The organism is Pseudomonas sp. KK4, assembly GCF_001984065.1.
Lineage (GTDB): Bacteria > Pseudomonadota > Gammaproteobacteria > Pseudomonadales > Pseudomonadaceae > Aquipseudomonas.
The window spans coordinates 1-17,811 of record NZ_LYVP01000033.1 but is presented as its reverse complement, the minus strand read 5'-3'; the positions used below and the strand labels follow the sequence as shown (position 1 = coordinate 17,811).

The following is a 17,811-nucleotide window of genomic DNA, read 5'->3' as shown; positions in this document are numbered from 1 at the left end:
CCCCCGCGGGCAAAAAATTCGACAAGACGTCACAAGGATAATCAAGCAGTGCTTAGAGCCTAGTCGACATCGGGGGATGCCGCCCCTGCCGTTATGGGCTCAACGCGGTTCGATGTGGGCAATCATCAATTGCACGGTCTCGTTGCCGCGAAACTCGTTGACGTCGAGTTTGTAGGCCAATTCCACCCATTTGATGGTCGGATTCGGCCAGACGTCGCGATCAATGCCAAAGGCGATGCCATCGAGCTTCACCGACCCGCACTCGCTTCTGAGCACCACTTTGAGGTGCCGCTCGCCGACCACCCGTTGCTCCACCAGTTGGAATACCCCGTGAAACAGCGGCTCCGGGAAGTGCTGCCCCCAAGGTCCGGCATGCCGCAGTGCGCGGGCCAGTTCCAGGTGAAACTCTTCCACCGCCAGGGTGCCGTCCGACAGCAGGCGCCCGGTCAGGTCTTCTTCGCGCATCTGGCGACGCACTTCGGCATCGAAGGCTTCGGCGAACAGCGGGAAATGCTCTTGCGGCAGGGTCAGGCCGGCGGCCATGGCATGGCCACCGTACTTGGTGATCAGGTTCGGATGCTGCGCCGCCACCACACTCAGGGCATCACGAATGTGAAAGCCCTGCACCGAGCGGCCCGAGCCTTTGAGCAGGCCATCGCCTGCATCGGCGAAGGCAATGGTCGGGCGGAAATAGCGCTCTTTCATGCGCGACGCGAGGATACCGATGACGCCCTGGTGCCATTCGGCATCGAACAGGCACAGGCCGAACGGCATCGATTCCACCGGCAGATCCTTGAGCTGCGCCAGCGCTTCACGCTGCATGCCCTGCTCGATGGATTTGCGGTCCTGGTTCATGCCGTCCAGTTGCGCGGCCATCTCCCGGGCCAGCGCGGCGTCTTCAGTGAGCAGGCATTCGATGCCCAGGCTCATGTCGTCCAGGCGACCCGCCGCGTTCAAGCGCGGGCCGACGATGAAGCCCAGATCGGTGGAGGTGATGCGTGCAGGGTCGCGCTTGGCCACCTCAAGAATCGCCTTGATCCCCGGTCGGGCGCGCCCGGCACGAATCCGCTCCAGGCCCTGATGCACCAGGATCCGGTTGTTGGCATCCAGCGGCACCACGTCAGCCACGCTGCCCAGCGCCACCAAGTCCAGCAGTTCGCCGATGTTCGGCTGCGGCCGGGTCTCGTACCAACCCAGGCTGCGCAATCGCGCGCGCAGGGCCATCAGCACATAGAAGATCACCCCGACACCGGCCAGCGCCTTGCTCGGGAACTCGCAACCCGGCTGGTTCGGGTTGACGATGGCATCGGCCAGCGGCAGTTCATCGCCGGGCAAGTGGTGGTCGGTGACCAGCACCCTGAGCCCGGCCTTCTTCGCCGCCGCCACGCCTTCGACGCTGGAAATACCGTTATCCACGGTGATCAGCAACTGTGGCTGACGCTCCAGGGCCACCGCGACGATTTCCGGGGTCAGGCCGTAGCCGTAATCGAATCGGTTGGGCACCAGGTAATCGACATGGGCCGCGCCCAACAGACGCAAGCCCAGGGTGCCCACGGTGCTGGCCGTCGCGCCGTCAGCGTCGAAATCGCCGACGATCAGGATGCGCTGGCGCTGCTCCAGCGCCACCACCAGCAAATCCACCGCTGCCTCGATGCCCTTGAGCTGCTGGAACGGAATCAACCGCGCCAGGCTCTTGTCCAGTTCGGCTTCGGACTGCACGCCCCGCGCCGCGTACAGACGGGTCAGCAGAGGTGGAATATCACCAAGGAATGGCAGGGTGTCGGGCAGCAGGCGGGGTTCGATACGCATGGGGTGACAGAGGCTTCTATTGAATACGGGGGATCAATCGGGGACAGCGCAGCCTCAGCCGCGCTCGCCCAGCAACCAGGTCAACTGGACTTCGTGCTGACCACGGTCGTCAGTGACGAAAATCGTCCCTTCGCTGATCATCACGTCCCACTTGATGACGCGGGGCATGTCCTTGGCCAGGGTTTCCAACACTTCCTGAGGCACGGCGGCGATGTTGACGTTCTTCAGGTTCTTCACCGCTGGCACCACTTTGCCTTCCCAGACCCGCAGGCTGCCGTAGGCCAACAGGCTGGTGCGTTCGGTGCGGCGCGAGCACCAGGTCAGGCGTTCGGCATCCGGCTGGCCGACTTCGATCCAGTGCAGGACACGGTCATCCAGGCTTTTTTCCCACAGGGCCGGCTCATCCACTTCTGACAGACCACGGCCAAAGGACAGCTGTTCGTTGTACCAGAGGGCGTAGGCCAACAGGCGCACGGTCATGCGTTCTTCGGTTTCCGAAGGGTGACGGGCGATGGTCTGTTTGACGCTCTCGTAGACGCTGCGGTCGAGGTCGGTGAGGTTCAGTTCAAACTTGTAGGTCGTGGACGGCTGGGCCATGAACGGGCTTCTTGATACGGGGAAAGGCGGCAAGTCTAACCGATGCGACGGGCAATCATCGAATTGATGGCAATCTACCCTGAGCGCCGGACAGTCGGCTATGTTAAAACTCTGTATTCGCTCTGTCTCTTGTCCTACAGGATCCCGTATGCCGTTCACCGCCAAACCGCTTTCAGGCCTTAAAGTCATTGAATTGGGCACCCTGATCGCCGGTCCGTTTGCCTCGCGCATCTGCGCCGAATTCGGTGCCGATGTGGTCAAGATCGAATCGCCGGACGGCGGCGATCCGCTGCGCAAATGGCGCAAGCTGTATGAAGGTACTTCGCTGTGGTGGTTCGTGCAGGCGCGCAACAAAAAGTCCCTGACCCTGAACCTCAAGCACCCGGACGGCCTGGCGATTCTGAAAAAACTGCTGAGTGAAGCGGACATCCTGATCGAGAACTTCCGTCCCGGCGTGCTGGAGAAACTCGGCCTGGGTTGGGACGTTTTGCACGCACTGAATCCGAAACTGGTGATGGTGCGACTCTCGGGGTTTGGCCAGACCGGTCCGATGAAGGATCAGCCCGGCTTCGGCGCCGTCGGTGAATCCATGGGCGGGCTACGCTACATCACAGGTTTCGAGGACCGACCTCCGGTGCGCACCGGCATTTCCATTGGCGACTCGATTGCTGCGCTCTGGGGTGTGATCGGCGCACTGATGGCGTTGCGTCACCGCGAGGTCAACGGCGGCCAGGGCCAAGTGGTGGACGTGGCGCTGTATGAAGCGATCTTCGCCATGATGGAAAGCATGGTGCCGGAGTTCGACGTGTTCGGGTTTATCCGCGAGCGCACCGGCAATATCATGCCTGGCATCACACCCTCCTCGATCCATACCAGCGCCGATGGCAAGCACGTGCAGATTGGCGCCAATGGCGATGCCATCTTCAAGCGTTTCATGCTGATCATCGGCCGTGAAGACCTGGCCAACGACCCTGTGCTGGCCAGTAACGACGGCCGTGACAGCCGTCGCGACGAGCTCTACGGGGTCATCGATCGCTGGGTCAACTCGCTGCCGCTGGACACTGTCCTTGAACGGTTGAACCAGGCCGAGGTGCCCGTCAGCCGGATCTTCAGCGCCGAAGACATGTTCAGCGATCCGCAGTACCTGGCCCGGGAAATGTTCCTGCAGGCCAAGCTGCCCGATGGCAAAGCCTTCAAGATGCCGGGCATCGTGCCGAAACTCTCAGAGACTCCCGGAGATTGTGAATGGGTCGGGCCGCAGTTGGGTGAGCACAACACACAAGTACTCCAGGACCTGGGCTATGACGCGTCGCAGATCACACAGCTGCGCAAGGACGGGGCCATCTGAGCTCGAACGTCTGATTGCGCGCGCCATCCAACAGGGCCAGCGGGCCGTGTGCGCATTGCTGGCTGCGATGATGTTCGCGGCGCTGATGCCATCTGCCTTGGCGCAGGGCAAGCCAACCCTGGTCTGGCTCAAGCGTGATTTGCCACCGTTGTTCATTTTCGAGGGCCCCAAAAAGGGTCAGGGGATTATCGATCAATTCTTGACCACGTTGATCGCCGGCATGCCGCAATACCAGCACAGTGTGTTGAGGGTCAATCGCGCCCGTGGCCTGCAAATGCTCCACGAGCCCGCCCTCACCTGCGATGCGGCGCTGAACTGGAGCAAGGAGCGCGCAACCTGGATAGCGTTTTCCACCCCGCTCTTTCGCGCCATGAGCAATGGCCTGGCCGTACGGCGCGTCGATCGCGAACTGTTGGCGCCTTTTATCCAGGACGGAGAAGTGGATCTGGCGGCGTTTCTGGCCCCGGGTAACGTGACACTGGGGATAGTCGCCGAGCGCAATTACGGCGAGTTCCTCGACACCCTGCTCAAGCAGGCGCCACCCAAGGCCCTGACGCTTCACTATGGCAACCAGGCCTTGGGCAGCCTGTTGCAGATGCAGCGACTGGGGCGCTTGCAGGTCCTGTTGGGCTATCGTCCGGAAATTCGCTATCAGGCCCAGCAGCAGGGGATTGGCGAGGATGAATTGCAGTTCTACCCGATTCGCGGCACGGGCAAATACCTGTCCGGCTACATTGGTTGCACCGATACGCCCCAAGGCCGACAAGCCATCGTCGAGATCAACCAACTGCTGCGCACCCTGCCCCGGGATCACCTGAGCGAGGCCTACGCCACCTGGCTCGACCCGGACAGTCGCCGCCAATACCTGGAGGCCTCGAAAGCGTTTTTCGAGGAGCAGGCCGGGCACTGAATCGCGGGCAAAAGAAACCCCGAGAAGTGGGGAGACGACTCGGGGCTAAACGTGGCCTGCATAAGACCAGTAGCAGCAAGCTACAAGCACCGGAGCACAATGCTTGATCCTGCTGTTAAAACCTCTGACTGACCGGGGGCCGGTAAGGTTCCCGTGAAAAATAATTCACTTACGCGCGGGCCAGGACCTTCTCCTGCGCGACATTGCGCAACGCCGCGATCACACAGGGTTCCAGGCGCCCTTCGGCAATCATCAGATCGCGGTGCAAGCCATCGACCACATCGGTGAGCGAACGCTTGTAAGCCAATTGCGCCTGATTGAACAGCCGCTCGACCACTATGGCGCCGGTTGCATTCTTCAACGTCACCAGGCATTCACCGTGAATGCCTGACGGGGTCAATGTCACCTGATACGGGCTCAGAGCCTCACCGAGCAATAGGCAGATACTTTCCATCTCGATCACCACTCAATAGTCCGAAAACGAAGTGCCAGGGGCGTGTCTACAGTAAATGACCGCCAGCACGAGAAGAAAGTTCTGGCTGCAGAACGCATGTACCTGTGCGTCTCTGGTCGAAAGAGCATGCAGGGTGAAGATGACAGAGAAAAAACAGAGGGCGTGACGTCTGTCGGTTTGCCAAATTTCATGAAGCGCACATCAACCTGTGGCCTGATTGAAATAAAAAAAGCCCGTCATACGACGGGCTTCTTTATGTGGCAGATTGACGGTTACAACGGTTTGCCGCGATTACCGTGTTGGCTCACAAACGCCTGTACGGCTTTCAGGTCATTGGGCAACACCGTGCAGCGCTCATCGCGCTCAAACAGATCGGTGAGGTGCATCGGCAGTTCCAACGCCTTGCCCACGCCAGCCTTTTCCACGGCATCCGGGAACTTGACCGGATGGGCCGTGCCGAGGATTACCATCGGGATATCCAGGCTGCGGCGGCATTCTCGGGCTGCCTTGACGCCGATGGCGGTATGCGGGTCCAGCACTTCGCCGGTCTGTTCGTACACTTCGGCGATGGTTTCGCAGGTTTGCGCATCATCCACGGCCAACGAGTCGAACAGCTTGCGGGCTTCGGTCCAGCGCTCCTGTTCAACGCTGAAGCCGCCACCCTGCTTGAAGCTGTCCATCAGCCCGGCAATCGCCGCACCGTTGCGACCGTGCAGGTCGAACAGCAGGCGTTCGAAGTTCGACGACACCATGATGTCCATGGACGGCGACAGCGTGGCGTGCAGGGTTTCCTTGACGTACTGATTACCGCTCATGAAGCGGTGCAGGATGTCGTTGCGGTTGGTGGCGACGATCAACTGGTTGATCGGCAGGCCCATGTTGCGCGCCAGGTAACCGGCGAAGATGTCGCCGAAGTTGCCGGTCGGCACCGAGAACGCCACCGAACGCGCCGGGCCGCCCAGTTGCAGGGCCGCGTGGAAGTAGTAGACGATCTGGGCCATGATCCGCGCCCAGTTGATCGAGTTGACCGCCACCAGGCGAGTGCCCTTGAGGAAGCCCTGGTCGGCGAAGCTGGCCTTGACCATTTCCTGGCAGTCATCGAAGTTGCCTTCGATGGCGATGTTGTGGATGTTCTCACCGAAAATGGTGGTCATCTGCCGACGCTGCACGTCGGACACACGGTTGTGCGGGTGCAGGATGAAGATGTCGACGTTTTCGCAATGCTTGCAGCCTTCGATGGCGGCCGAACCGGTATCACCGGAAGTGGCACCGACGATCACCACGCGCTCGCCGCGCTTTTCCAGCACGTAGTCGAGCAGGCGACCGAGCAGTTGCAGGGCGAAGTCCTTGAACGCCAGGGTCGGACCGTGGAACAGCTCCAGTACCCATTCGTTGCCGTTCAGTTGACGCAGTGGCGCAACGGCGCTGTGGGCGAAGACCCCGTAGGTTTCTTCAAGGATCTTTTTGAAATCGGCGTCCGGAATGCTGCCGGCAACGAACGGGCGCATCACGCGGAAAGCCAGTTCGTGGTACGGCAGGCCGGCCCAGGAGGCGATTTCTTCCTGGGTGAAACGTGGCAGGTTTTCCGGGACGTACAGACCGCCGTCGGTGGCAAGACCTGCCAGCAGGACGTCTTCGAAATTCAGGGCCGGTGCCTGGCCGCGGGTGCTGATGTAGCGCATGGGGGCAAACCTTCGGTTTGGGCTTCAAGCTTCACGCTTCAAGCTGCAAGTTCAAAGCGGCGAGGCTTCTCACTGGCAGCTTGCAGCGGATAGCTTGCAGCTGCTTCTAAATTAGTTCAGGTGCTCGACACGGATCCGCACGACCGGACCGACCACGCCCGCCAGGGCTTCCAGGGCGGCGATCGCATCATTGATGCGTTGCTCCAGTACGCGGTGGGTCAGCAGGATCATTGGCACAAGGCCGTCGTGTTCTTCGACTTCCTTCTGCATGATCGATTCGATGTTGATGCCGCGCTCCGACAGGATGCTCGCCACTTGCGCCAGCACGCCTGGATGATCCTTGGCCTGAATGCGCAGGTAGTAGGCACTTTCGCAGGCTTCGATCGGCAGGATCGGGTGGGCCGACAGCGAATCCGGCTGGAAGGCCAGGTGCGGTACGCGGTTTTCCGGGTCGGAGGTCATGGCGCGAACCACGTCCACCAGGTCGGCGATCACCGAGGAAGCGGTTGGCTCCATGCCAGCACCGGCACCGTAGAACAGGGTCGAACCGGCGGCGTCGCCATTGACCATCACCGCGTTCATCACGCCGTTGACGTTGGCGATCAGGCGATCGGCCGGGATCAGCGTCGGGTGCACGCGCAGTTCGATACCGGCCGTGGTGCTGCGCGCCACGCCCAGGTGCTTGATGCGGTAGCCCAGTGCTTCGGCGTAATTGACGTCAGCGGTGGTCAGCTTGGTGATGCCCTCGGTGTACGCCTTGTCGAACTGCAGCGGAATACCGAACGCGATGGACGCCAGGATCGTGAGCTTGTGCGCCGCGTCGATGCCTTCGACGTCGAAGGTCGGATCGGCTTCGGCGTAACCCAGTGCCTGAGCCTCGGCCAGTACGTCTTCGAAGGTGCGACCCTTCTCGCGCATTTCCGTCAGGATGAAGTTGCCGGTACCGTTGATGATGCCCGCGACCCAGTTGATGCGGTTGGCCGACAGGCCTTCGCGAATCGCCTTGATCACCGGGATGCCACCGGCCACGGCCGCTTCGAACGCAACGATCACGCCCTTCTCGCGAGCCTTGGCGAAAATTTCATTACCGTGAACGGCGATGAGCGCCTTGTTCGCGGTGACCACATGCTTGCCATTCTCGATGGCCTTGAGTACCAGCTCGCGGGCAACGGTATAGCCGCCCATCAGCTCTATGACGATGTCGATCTCAGGGTTCGTGGCCACATCGAAGACATCGTTGGTAATCGCAATACCGGTCGTTTGGAACTGAGGCTTTGGCGTGCGAATGGCAATTTGTGCCACTTCGATCCCACGCCCGGCACGACGAGCAATTTCCTCGGCGTTGCGCTGAAGTACGTTGAAGGTACCGCCACCGACGGTCCCTAACCCACAGATGCCTACTTTGACCGGTTTCACTGTGAACTCCCCATAAAACGGCCGACTCGAGGCCGGCCGTGAAAACAACCGCGGGCTCGCGGCTCTCTATTGATGGCCCGGCGATGTCGCTGCCGGACCACGATCGTCAATGGCTGGCCGTGACGATGCGAATCACTTCGCGCTCAACGCCAGTTTGGCGACTTGTGGCGCAGGCTGGTAGCCCGGAATGACCTGACCGTCAGCCAAAACGATGGCCGGTGTACCGTTCACGCCAATCGACTGGCCGAGGGCGAACTGCTTGGACACCGGGTTATCGCACTTGGCGGCCTTGATTTCCTTGCCGTCGACCATCTGGTCCATGGCCACTTTCTTGTCCTTGGAGCACCACACCGCCTGCAGTTGCTCGTCACCTGGCGAACCCAGGCCCTGACGCGGGAACGCCACGTAGCGCACTTCGATGCCGCGCTTGTTCAGCTCGGGCACTTCGGCGTGCAGCTTGTGGCAGTACGGGCAGGTGGTGTCGGTGAACACGGTGATGTGCGACTTGGTTTCGCCGATGGCCGGGTAGACCACGGTTTCCGCAACCGGAATGTCGTTGATCAGCTTGGAGATGCCCAGGCGTTCGGTCTTCTCGGTCAGGTTGACCGGCTTGCCGTCCTTGAGCTGGAACATGTAGCCCTGGACCACGTACTGTCCGTCGGCGCTGGCGTACAGCACGCGGCTGCCCTTGAGTTTGACTTCGTACAGGCCCGGCAACGGGCTGGCGGTAATGGTTTCTACCGGCACTTCGAGCTGGAGGTTTTCCAGGCTTTTACGGATGGCTTTGTCGGCCGCGTCATCGGCGACGGCAAAAGTACTGACCAACGCAATGGCAGCGGCGGCGAAAATCTGGGTCAGACGCATGAGAACTCCTGAAGGCGGACAAATGGGACGATCTGATCGCGGGTATCGAAACACCGGGTCGTAATCGCCCATCGTGCAAACCGGCAAAGCCTACCACATAAGGCTCGCGGGGCCGAATGCGCCTGTCGCAAGACTTGGGGGTCACGCTGAACCTGTGTGGGGCTTGCTCGCGAAGGCGGTGGGTCAGCCAGCGAAGGTGTCGGCTGACCCACCGCCTTCGCGAGCAAGCCCGCTCCCACCGATACCGTATCAGCCGCGGGGATGGTGTTTGGCGTGCAAGTCCTGCAGGCGGGCCCGGGCGACGTGGGTATAGATCTGGGTGGTCGACAGGTCGCTGTGGCCGAGCAACATCTGCACCACCCGCAGGTCCGCGCCGTGGTTGAGCAGGTGCGTGGCGAAGGCGTGGCGCAGGGTGTGCGGCGACAGTGACTTGCCGATGCCGGCGACCTTGGCCTGGTGCTTGATGCGGTGCCAGAACGTCTGGCGGGTCATCTGCTCGCCGCGCTGGCTGGGAAACAGCACATCGCTGGGACGCCCGCCGAGCAGCTCGCCGCGGCCATCGCGCAGGTAACGCTCGACCCAGGCAATCGCCTCCTCACCCATCGGCACCAGCCGCTCCTTGCTGCCCTTGCCCATGACTCGCAACACGCCCTGGCGCAGGTTGACCTGCTCCAGGGTCAGGCTGATCAGCTCCGTGACCCGCAGGCCGCAGGCGTAAAGCACCTCGAGCATGGCCCGGTCCCGCTGACCGATGGCGTCGCTCAAATCCGGCGCCTTGAGCAGTGCTTCCACGTCCGCTTCCGACAAGGATTTAGGCAATGGCCTGCCCAGTTGCGGCATATCGATGCGTAATGTCGGATCGACGGGAATCAACTTTTCCCGCAACAAATAGCGATAGAAACCACGCACGCCAGAAAGAAATCGCGCCGTGGAGCGAGGCTTGTAGTTTTGCTCCAGGCGCCAGGCCAGGTGGTCGAGGATCAATTCGCGGCCGGCATTGATCAACTCCAGCTCTTTTTCCTGCAACCAGCCGTTGAACAGCGCCAGGTCACTGCGATAGGCGTCGCGGGTGTTGTCGGAAAGACCTTTTTCCAGCCACAGGGCGTCGAGAAACTGGTCTATCAGAGGATGATCGATGGCAGGCATAAAGGCTCAGGCAGGACCGGCAAGACGGCCATGGAAGATAAATCGCGGGCAACAAAAAAGCAGCCCGTAGGCTGCTTTTTTCTGCATCGGAAGCTGGACTTAAGCCAGTTTTTCCTTGATGCGAGCTGCTTTACCAGACAGGTCACGCAGGTAGTACAGCTTGGCTTTACGTACGTCACCGCGACGTTTAACGGCCATGCTGTCGATTTGCGGGCTGTAGGTCTGGAAAGTACGTTCTACGCCAACACCGTTGGAGATTTTACGAACGGTGAATGCACTGTTGACGCCGCGGTTACGCTTGGCGATAACAACACCTTCGAACGCTTGCAGACGCGAACGGTCGCCTTCCTTCACTTTCACCTGAACGACAATGGTGTCGCCCGGGGCAAAGGTAGGGATCTCTTTGGTCATCTGCTCTGCTTCGAGTGCAAGGATGATTTTGTTAGTCATGCTGTGCTCCTAAGGTAAATCGTCGGATCTACCATCGATACGTTGTTAACTATCGTCCCGCTCGCGGATGTATTCCTCGAGCAGCTTCTTCTCTTCTCCAGAAAGCGAGCGGCTTTCCAGAAGATCGGCGCGTCGTTCATAGGTCCGACCAAGGGACTGCTGTAAACGCCAACGCCGGATGTGCGCGTGATTGCCACTTAGCAATACGTCGGGAACACGCTGATCCGCATACACCTCCGGTCGGGTGTAGTGCGGGCAATCCAGCAAACCATCCGTAAAGGAATCTTCCTCGGCGGAGTCCGCATGCCCTAAAGCTCCAGGCAGCAGTCGTGTAACCGCATCGATCAGGACCATCGCCGGCAGCTCGCCGCCAGACAGTACATAGTCGCCAATCGACCACTCTTCATCGACATGAGCATCAATAAAACGCTCGTCAATGCCTTCATAACGACCGGCAATCAGGATCAATGCATCCAGATTCGCCAACTCGCGTACCGCCGACTGAGTCAGTTGACGGCCTTGGGGGGACAGGTAAATCACCTTCGCTCCCTCCCCGGCGGCTGCCTTGGCCTGAACCAATGCATCTTCCAGGGGCTTGATCTTCATCACCATGCCCGGACCACCGCCAAATGGGCGATCATCCACAGTGTGATGTCGATCCGTCGTGTAGTCTCGCGGGTTCCAACAGGTGAGCTGCAAGAGCCCCTGTTTCACCGCCCGACTGGTGATGCCGTACTCGCTGATGGCGGAGAACATCTCGGGAAACAAACTGATCACTTCTACGCGCAAGTTAGCCACGCTTAGAAGTCCGCATCCCAATCCACCTTCATCTCGCCTGCGACCAGGTCGACGGCCAACACGCATTGCTCCGTATAGGGCAACAGGCGTTCGCGATCATCCAGGCTGCCAGCGCAAGGCTTGACCACCATTACATCGTTCGAGCCGGTCTCCAGCAGGTGATCGATCTTCCCGAACAGCTGCCCGAGGGTGTCGATGACCTTGAGACCTTCCAGCTGGTACCAGTAGTACTCGCCGTCGGTCAGTTCAGGGAACAGGTTGCGCGGCACGCAGATCTCATAACCGGCCAGAAGACGAGCTTCTTCACGATCATCGAGACCCTTGAGCTTTGCGACCAGGAACTTGTCGTTCCCGCGTCCGCTGACCAGCTCTACCTGCTTTACATTGCCGTCACGCTTGAGCGTCCAGGTTTTGTAGTCCAGCAGGTTTTTAATCGGATCAGTAAAGGAATACACCTTCACTTCGCCACGAACGCCATGGACAGAATATATCTTGCCGATAACGATCAAATCATCAGCAACAGCTGGCGTCGCGTTCATATTGCTCAGGCCGCAGCCTTAGCAGCGTCCTTCAACAACTGAGCAACGCGCTCAGAAGGCTGTGCACCAACGCTCAGCCAGTAGGCTACGCGCTCTTGGTTCACGGACAGACGGACTTCCTGACCACGAGCAACAGGGTTGAAGAAACCAACCTGTTCCTTGTGCGAACCGTCGCGCGGGTTGCGGCTGTCGGTTACGGTCAGGTGGTAAAACGGGCGCTTTTTGGAGCCGCCAAGGGCAAGACGGATTGTTAGCATGTGAACATCGTTCCTGTAGTCGGTGCTGCAAATCTAAAGGCACAGCGGGCATGGGTGCCCGAAAGGCCGCATATTCTAAGGAATATCCGGACTTTTGCAAATGACTTTTTCCGGCGGCCTTTCGGTCACCAGCCAGATTTGCTATAGAGCCGTCGTTGTAAACGGCCGGTCAGCTCCCGCCAAGCGCGGGTTTGCTGGAGATCCCGCGTCCTTGCGGGTCTGCGCCGGTGCGATGACCGGCGCGGATTCTTTACATCTTGGGCATGCCACCGCCGCCGGGCAGCATACCGCCCATGCCGCGCATCATCTTGGCCATTCCGCCCTTGGCGGAGAATTTCTTCATCATCTTCTGCATCTGCTTGTGCTGCTTGATCAAGCGACCGATGTCCTGCACCTGGGTGCCGGAGCCCATGGCGATCCGGCGCTTGCGCGAACCGCTGATCAGCTCAGGGTCGCGGCGCTCGGCCGGGGTCATGGAGTTGATGATGGCTTCCATCTGCTTGAACTGCTTCTCTGCCGCATTCTGGGCATTGCCCATCTGCGCCAGGTTCACGCCGCCCATGTTCGGCAGCTTGTCCATGAGGCCGCCGAGGCCGCCCATGTTCTTCATCTGTTGCAACTGATCGCGGAAGTCTTCGAGGTCGAAGCCCTTGCCCTTCTTCAGCTTCTTGGCCAGCTTGTCGGCCTTGTCCTTGTCGAGGGTCGCTTCGGCCTGTTCGATCAGGCTGAGCACGTCACCCATGCCGAGGATGCGCGAGGCGATACGCTCAGGGTGGAACGGATCGAGCGCTTCACTCTTCTCGCCCATACCGATGAACTTGATCGGCTTGCCGGTGATGGCGCGAACCGACAGCGCGGCACCGCCACGGGCATCACCGTCGACCTTGGTCAGGATCACGCCGGTCAACGGCAGCGCATCGCCGAAGGCCTTGGCCGTGTTGGCGGCGTCCTGGCCGGTCATGGCGTCGACCACGAACAGGGTTTCGACCGGGTTGATCGCGGCGTGCAGGGCCTTGATCTCGCCCATCATCTCTTCATCGATGTGCAGGCGACCGGCGGTATCAACGATGACCACGTCGATGAATTTGAGTTTCGCTTCCTTAATAGCAGCCTGGGCGATGTCGACCGGTTTCTGGCTCAGGTCGGACGGGAAGAACGTCACGCCGATGTCGTTGGCCAGGGTTTCCAACTGCTTGATCGCCGCCGGACGGTAAACGTCCGCCGACACGACCATGACCGACTTCTTCTTGCGCTCTTTAAGGAAGCGCGCGAGCTTGCCGGCGGTGGTGGTCTTACCGGCGCCCTGCAAGCCGGCCATCAGGATCACGGCAGGCGGAACGGCGCTGAGGTTCAGGTCTTCGTTGGCCGCGCCCATCAGGCTTTCGAGTTCGGCCTGGACGATTTTCACGAAGGCCTGGCCCGGCGTCAGGCTGCGCGACACTTCGGTGCCGACCGCGCGCTCCTTGACCGAGCTGACGAAGTCCTTGACCACCGGCAAAGCCACATCGGCCTCGAGCAACGCCATGCGCACTTCGCGCAGGGTGTCTTTGATGTTGTCTTCGGTCAGCTTGGCCTTGCCGGTGACATGGCGCAGCGTCTGCGAGAGACGGTCGGTTAAGTTTTCAAACATTGCGCGATCCTTTCAGGCCCTGTGTAGACCGGGATAATGGCGGCCCGGACCGGACAAAAACACGTACTCGGCGAGCCTGCGGCGTGGGCAGGTCGCGGATTATAGCGAAGACTGCGTCTGGCGGACACCTCGCCGTCAGCTTGACTGGTCTTTCGTGCCGTATCGGTTCTATGCCAAACTCAGCGCCTTTCGGGCTTGCCTAACAGGACTTATGCTCCCCTTGTCACCCAGTTTGCTCACCACCCTCGCCGCCGCCTTTCTTTATGCCGCTGCGACTATCTATCAAGGCACCCGCCTGGCCAACTGCGCCAAGGCGAACAAACGCCTGCTGGTCACACTCGGCGTACTGGCCGTGCTGGCCCACAGCGCCAGCCTGCTGACCCATCTGTTGACGCCGATCGGCCTGGGCCTGGACTTCTTCAGTGCCGCCAGCCTGATTGCCGCCGCGGTCATCGCCCTGACCCTGCTGGCCTGTTCGCGCATTCCGGTGGAAAACCTGTTGGTGCTGCTGTTCCCGCTGGGGGCTGCGACGGTGCTTCTGGCGCAATTCGCCCCCGCCGGCACAGTGCAGGTCATCGACGAAGAACCGGGCATCCTGGCCCATATCCTGCTGTCGATCCTCGCCTACGGCATGTTCACCATCGCGGTGTTCCAGGCCTTGCTGCTGCTGGTTCAGGACCATCAGCTCAAGCACAAGCACCCCTCCGGGCTGATCAAGAACTTCCCGCCGCTGCAAACCATGGAGAGCCTGCTGTTCGGCTTCCTCTGGGCCGGCTGGACGCTGTTGTCGATGTCACTGATTTCCGGCTGGCTGTTCGTCGAGAACCTGTTCGCCCAGCACCTGGTGCACAAAACCCTGCTGGCGTGTCTGGCCTGGATCGTCTTCAGTGTGCTGCTGTGGGGCCGTAACCGACTCGGCTGGCGCGGACACAAGGCTATCCGCTGGACCCTGGCCGGCTTCTGCCTGCTGATGCTGGCTTATTTCGGCAGCAAGCTGGTCCGTGAATACATTCTGCACATCTGACGGGCGGCATTAATGGACGATTTGCCCTTAGGGCCGATGCTCGCGGTGGTGGCCCTGCTGATTCTATGGTCGAGCCTGTTTACCGCCATCGAATCCGCTCACCTGCACTTGCTGGCCAAGCGCACGGCGTCGCGCTCCAGCGACAAGCCGCTGGCCAGACTGACCTTCCCCCTCAGCAGCCTGATTTTCTGCAATACCCTGTGCCGCACGCTGGTGGTGGTCATCTGCACCCTGCTGGCGATTTTCACCTGGGCGCAAAACGGCCCCTGGATAGCCTGCCTGGGGGCCGGTGCGATCCTGCTGGTACTCGCCGACTACCTGCCGCGCACCCTCGCCGCTCGCTATCCGGATGCGATCCTGGCCCTGGGCAACAACCTGCTGCCCATCCCGCTGAAAATACTCTACCCGGCAGCCTGGCTGCTCAGCGCCATCAGCCAATTGCTGACGCGTCCCTTTGCCCGCAAAGCCAAGGTTGTGCAACACAGTGAAGACGACGTACCGCAGGAGCGGCACGACGATCACGAACCCGCCGTCTGCCGACCGCATTCGCTGCCAGGTATCCATGCGCTGGACAACATCACGGTCAACGACATTCTGGTGCCGCGCAGCGAAGTCGACGGCATCAACCTCGACGACCCGATCGAAGAGATCATCGAGCAATTGCGCCACAACAACCGCACGCGCCTGCCGGTGTTCCACAGTGACATCAACCAGGTCGAAGCGGTGCTCAACACCCGGCAGATCGGCCACTTGCTCGGCGATGGCAGCCTGACGACAGAAGCGCTGCTGGCCGCCAGCCGCGAGCCCTACTTCGTGCCGGAAAGCACCCCGCTGCAGTTGCAGTTGCTGAATTTCCACAAGCAGCAGCGACGCCTGGGCATGGTGGTCGACGAATACGGCGAAGTACTGGGCATCGTGACCCTGGAAGACATCCTGGAAGAGATCGTCGGCGAGTTCGAAAGCCAACAGAACCAGGACAATCCGCATATCCATCCCCAGGCCGACGGGCGCCTGGTGATCGATGGTGCTGCCACCATCCGCGAACTGAACAAGACCCTCGGTTGGCACCTGCCCAGCGACGGCCCGAAAACTCTGAACGGCCTGGTGACCGAAGCGCTGGAAACCATTCCCGAGAGCGCGGTATGCCTGAAAATCGGCCGCTACCGGCTGGAAATTCTGCAGACTGAAGACAATCGCGTGACGCGGGTGTTGATCTGGCAGACCAGCGCCGTCCCTTCCACCCTCTGAAACCATCCGTGGCGAGGGCGCTTGCTCCCGCTGGCCTGCGAAGCAGGCCCCTTACATTCACCTGATAAAGTCTGCGGCCGCTGCGCGCCCGAGCGGGAGCAAGCTCCCTCGCCACAAAAGCTGGCGGCCAATTGCGAATGCCGATGCCTGCACCTGCCCCTTGTTGAATCGTTAGCCCCCTTCCTATAATCGATCCGCTTACCCAAGCCGCCTCTACCCGTGCTACCCGCACCCTGCTGCAAACCCACATCCCTGGGTGTTCGACCATAATAATTCGCTCCAACGGAGCACATGACTGTCAGGGATTACCGCATGACGACCAGCACGACTTACAGCGATTCCACGCCCGCGCAACCGACCAACTCCGCCAGCCGCGTGGCCACGGCGAGTTTTATCGGCACCGCCATCGAGTTCTACGACTTCTACGTCTACGCCACCGCCGCTGCGCTGGTGATCGGCCCGGTGTTCTTTCCGCAGACGTCCGGCACCGCGCAGATGCTGTCGGCCTTCCTGACCTTTGGCATTGCCTTCCTCGCTCGCCCCCTGGGTTCGGCATTGTTTGGCCACTTCGGTGACCGCATCGGCCGCAAATCGACCTTGGTCGCCTCACTGTTGCTGATGGGCGTATGCACCACGTTGATCGGCGTGCTGCCGGGCTACGACAGCATTGGCGCCTGGGCACCGATCCTGCTGTGCGTGCTGCGTTTCGGTCAGGGCCTTGGCCTGGGCGGCGAATGGGGTGGTGCGGCGTTGCTGGCCACCGAGAACGCGCCCAAGGGCAAGCGCGCCTGGTTCGGCATGTTCCCGCAACTGGGCCCTTCCGTCGGCTTTCTGGCGGCCAACGGCCTGTTCCTGACCCTGGCCATGCTGCTCAACGACGAACAGTTCCGCTCCTGGGGCTGGCGCATTCCGTTTTTGCTCAGCGCCGTGCTGGTGATGGTCGGCCTCTACGTGCGCCTCAAGCTTCATGAAACACCGGTGTTCGCCAATGCCATGGCCCGCGAGGAACGGGTAAAAATCCCGCTGATAGAGCTGTTCAGCCAGTACTGGCTGCCCGTGCTGCTGGGCGCCGGCGCAATGGTCGTGTGCTATGCGCTGTTCTACATTTCCACGGTGTTCTCCCTCAGTTATGGCGTGGCCACACTCGGTTACAGCCGAGAAACCTTCCTGGGCCTGCTGTGCTTCGCCGTGCTGTTCATGGCAGCCGCCACACCGTTGTCGGCCCTGGCCAGCGACCGTTTCGGGCGCAAACCGGTATTGATCATTGGCGGCGTGCTGGCGATTCTGTCCGGGTTCCTCATGGAGCCGCTGCTGACCCAGGGCTCGACCTGGGGCGTGGCGTTGTTCCTGTGCATCGAATTGTTCCTGATGGGCGTGACCTTCGCGCCGATGGGCGCACTGTTGCCGGAACTGTTTCCCACCCATGTTCGCTACACCGGCGCCTCGGCGGCCTACAACCTGGGCGGGATCGTCGGCGCTTCGGCGGCGCCGTTCTTTGCGCAGAAACTGGTGGCGATGGGCGGTTTGAGCTATGTGGGCGGGTATGTGTCCGGGGCGGCGGTGCTGAGTTTGATTGCGGTGCTGTGCCTGAAGGGAGGGTGTCAGAAATTTTGTGTTCGGGCATAACATGAGTAAGAGG

General features: G+C 60.8%; 17 protein-coding genes. 5 read left to right on the top strand and 12 right to left on the bottom strand.

Going from position 1 to position 17,811, the window contains the following annotated elements:
* Positions 1-99: 99 nt before the first annotated feature.
* Complete coding sequence (recJ, locus tag B0W55_RS13560; RefSeq protein WP_077046489.1) at positions 100-1,809, bottom strand: single-stranded-DNA-specific exonuclease RecJ; 1,710 nt, start codon at positions 1,807-1,809, stop codon at positions 100-102.
* A gap of 54 nt (positions 1,810-1,863) precedes the next feature.
* Entirely contained in the window at positions 1,864-2,406 is a 543-nt protein-coding gene (locus tag B0W55_RS13555; RefSeq protein ID WP_056853617.1) for a YaeQ family protein, read from the bottom strand.
* A gap of 148 nt (positions 2,407-2,554) precedes the next feature.
* On the opposite strand from B0W55_RS13555, the gene B0W55_RS13550 reads away from it, so the two are divergent.
* Both B0W55_RS13550 and B0W55_RS13545 read left to right on the top strand, forming a co-directional pair.
* Positions 2,555-3,754, top strand: a complete 1,200-nt coding sequence (locus B0W55_RS13550) for a CaiB/BaiF CoA-transferase family protein (protein ID WP_077046488.1) — start codon at positions 2,555-2,557, stop codon at positions 3,752-3,754.
* Positions 3,708-4,664, top strand: a complete 957-nt coding sequence (locus B0W55_RS13545) for a TIGR02285 family protein (RefSeq protein ID WP_077046487.1) — start codon at positions 3,708-3,710, stop codon at positions 4,662-4,664. Before B0W55_RS13550 ends, B0W55_RS13545 begins: the two co-directional genes overlap by 47 nt.
* A 169-nt stretch (positions 4,665-4,833) precedes the next feature.
* Here the strand turns inward: B0W55_RS13545 and B0W55_RS13540 are convergent, their stop codons facing one another.
* The 10 genes from B0W55_RS13540 to ffh form a co-directional block, all read right to left on the bottom strand.
* Positions 4,834-5,118, bottom strand: coding sequence for a DUF3509 domain-containing protein (locus B0W55_RS13540; protein WP_077046486.1), 285 nt, complete (start codon positions 5,116-5,118; stop codon positions 4,834-4,836).
* A gap of 272 nt (positions 5,119-5,390) precedes the next feature.
* Positions 5,391-6,800 carry a threonine synthase gene (gene thrC / locus B0W55_RS13535; protein ID WP_077046485.1) on the bottom strand — a complete coding sequence of 470 codons (1,410 nt, stop codon included), beginning with the start codon at positions 6,798-6,800 and terminating at the stop codon, positions 5,391-5,393.
* 111 nt (positions 6,801-6,911) lie between these two features.
* Positions 6,912-8,216, bottom strand: coding sequence for a homoserine dehydrogenase (locus B0W55_RS13530; protein WP_077046484.1), 1,305 nt, complete (start codon positions 8,214-8,216; stop codon positions 6,912-6,914).
* A 132-nt stretch (positions 8,217-8,348) separates the two neighbouring features.
* A complete protein-coding gene (locus B0W55_RS13525; protein ID WP_077046483.1) occupies positions 8,349-9,080 on the bottom strand; it encodes a DsbC family protein in 732 nt (243 codons plus the stop codon).
* Between the two features lie 249 nt (positions 9,081-9,329).
* On the bottom strand, positions 9,330-10,226 hold the full coding sequence (gene xerD, locus B0W55_RS13520) for a site-specific tyrosine recombinase XerD (RefSeq protein ID WP_077046482.1): 897 nt from the start codon (positions 10,224-10,226) through the stop codon (positions 9,330-9,332).
* Between the two features lie 99 nt (positions 10,227-10,325).
* Positions 10,326-10,676, bottom strand: coding sequence for a 50S ribosomal protein L19 (rplS, locus tag B0W55_RS13515; protein ID WP_003175895.1), 351 nt, complete (start codon positions 10,674-10,676; stop codon positions 10,326-10,328).
* A gap of 45 nt (positions 10,677-10,721) precedes the next feature.
* Positions 10,722-11,474, bottom strand: coding sequence for a tRNA (guanosine(37)-N1)-methyltransferase TrmD (gene trmD, locus B0W55_RS13510; protein WP_077046481.1), 753 nt, complete (start codon positions 11,472-11,474; stop codon positions 10,722-10,724).
* Between the two features lie 2 nt (positions 11,475-11,476).
* Positions 11,477-12,013 carry a ribosome maturation factor RimM gene (rimM, locus tag B0W55_RS13505; protein WP_077046480.1) on the bottom strand — a complete coding sequence of 179 codons (537 nt, stop codon included), beginning with the start codon at positions 12,011-12,013 and terminating at the stop codon, positions 11,477-11,479.
* Positions 12,014-12,018: 5 nt separating this feature from the next.
* Positions 12,019-12,270, bottom strand: coding sequence for a 30S ribosomal protein S16 (gene rpsP / locus B0W55_RS13500; protein ID WP_007944872.1), 252 nt, complete (start codon positions 12,268-12,270; stop codon positions 12,019-12,021).
* A gap of 250 nt (positions 12,271-12,520) precedes the next feature.
* The gene (gene ffh, locus B0W55_RS13495; RefSeq protein WP_077046479.1) at positions 12,521-13,900 is read right to left on the bottom strand and encodes a signal recognition particle protein; all 1,380 of its coding nucleotides are present in this window, start codon (positions 13,898-13,900) and stop codon (positions 12,521-12,523) included.
* Positions 13,901-14,111: 211 nt separating this feature from the next.
* Between ffh and B0W55_RS13490 the strand changes: the two genes are divergently transcribed.
* From B0W55_RS13490 to B0W55_RS13480, 3 genes are all read left to right on the top strand, one after another.
* A complete protein-coding gene (locus tag B0W55_RS13490; protein ID WP_077046478.1) occupies positions 14,112-14,924 on the top strand; it encodes an inner membrane protein YpjD in 813 nt (270 codons plus the stop codon).
* Between the two features lie 12 nt (positions 14,925-14,936).
* On the top strand, positions 14,937-16,172 hold the full coding sequence (locus tag B0W55_RS13485; RefSeq protein WP_077046477.1) for an HlyC/CorC family transporter: 1,236 nt from the start codon (positions 14,937-14,939) through the stop codon (positions 16,170-16,172).
* A 312-nt stretch (positions 16,173-16,484) separates the two neighbouring features.
* Positions 16,485-17,798: an MFS transporter gene (locus B0W55_RS13480; RefSeq protein ID WP_077046476.1), complete on the top strand. Its 1,314-nt coding sequence runs from the start codon at positions 16,485-16,487 to the stop codon at positions 17,796-17,798.
* The last annotated feature ends 13 nt before the right edge of the window (positions 17,799-17,811 follow it).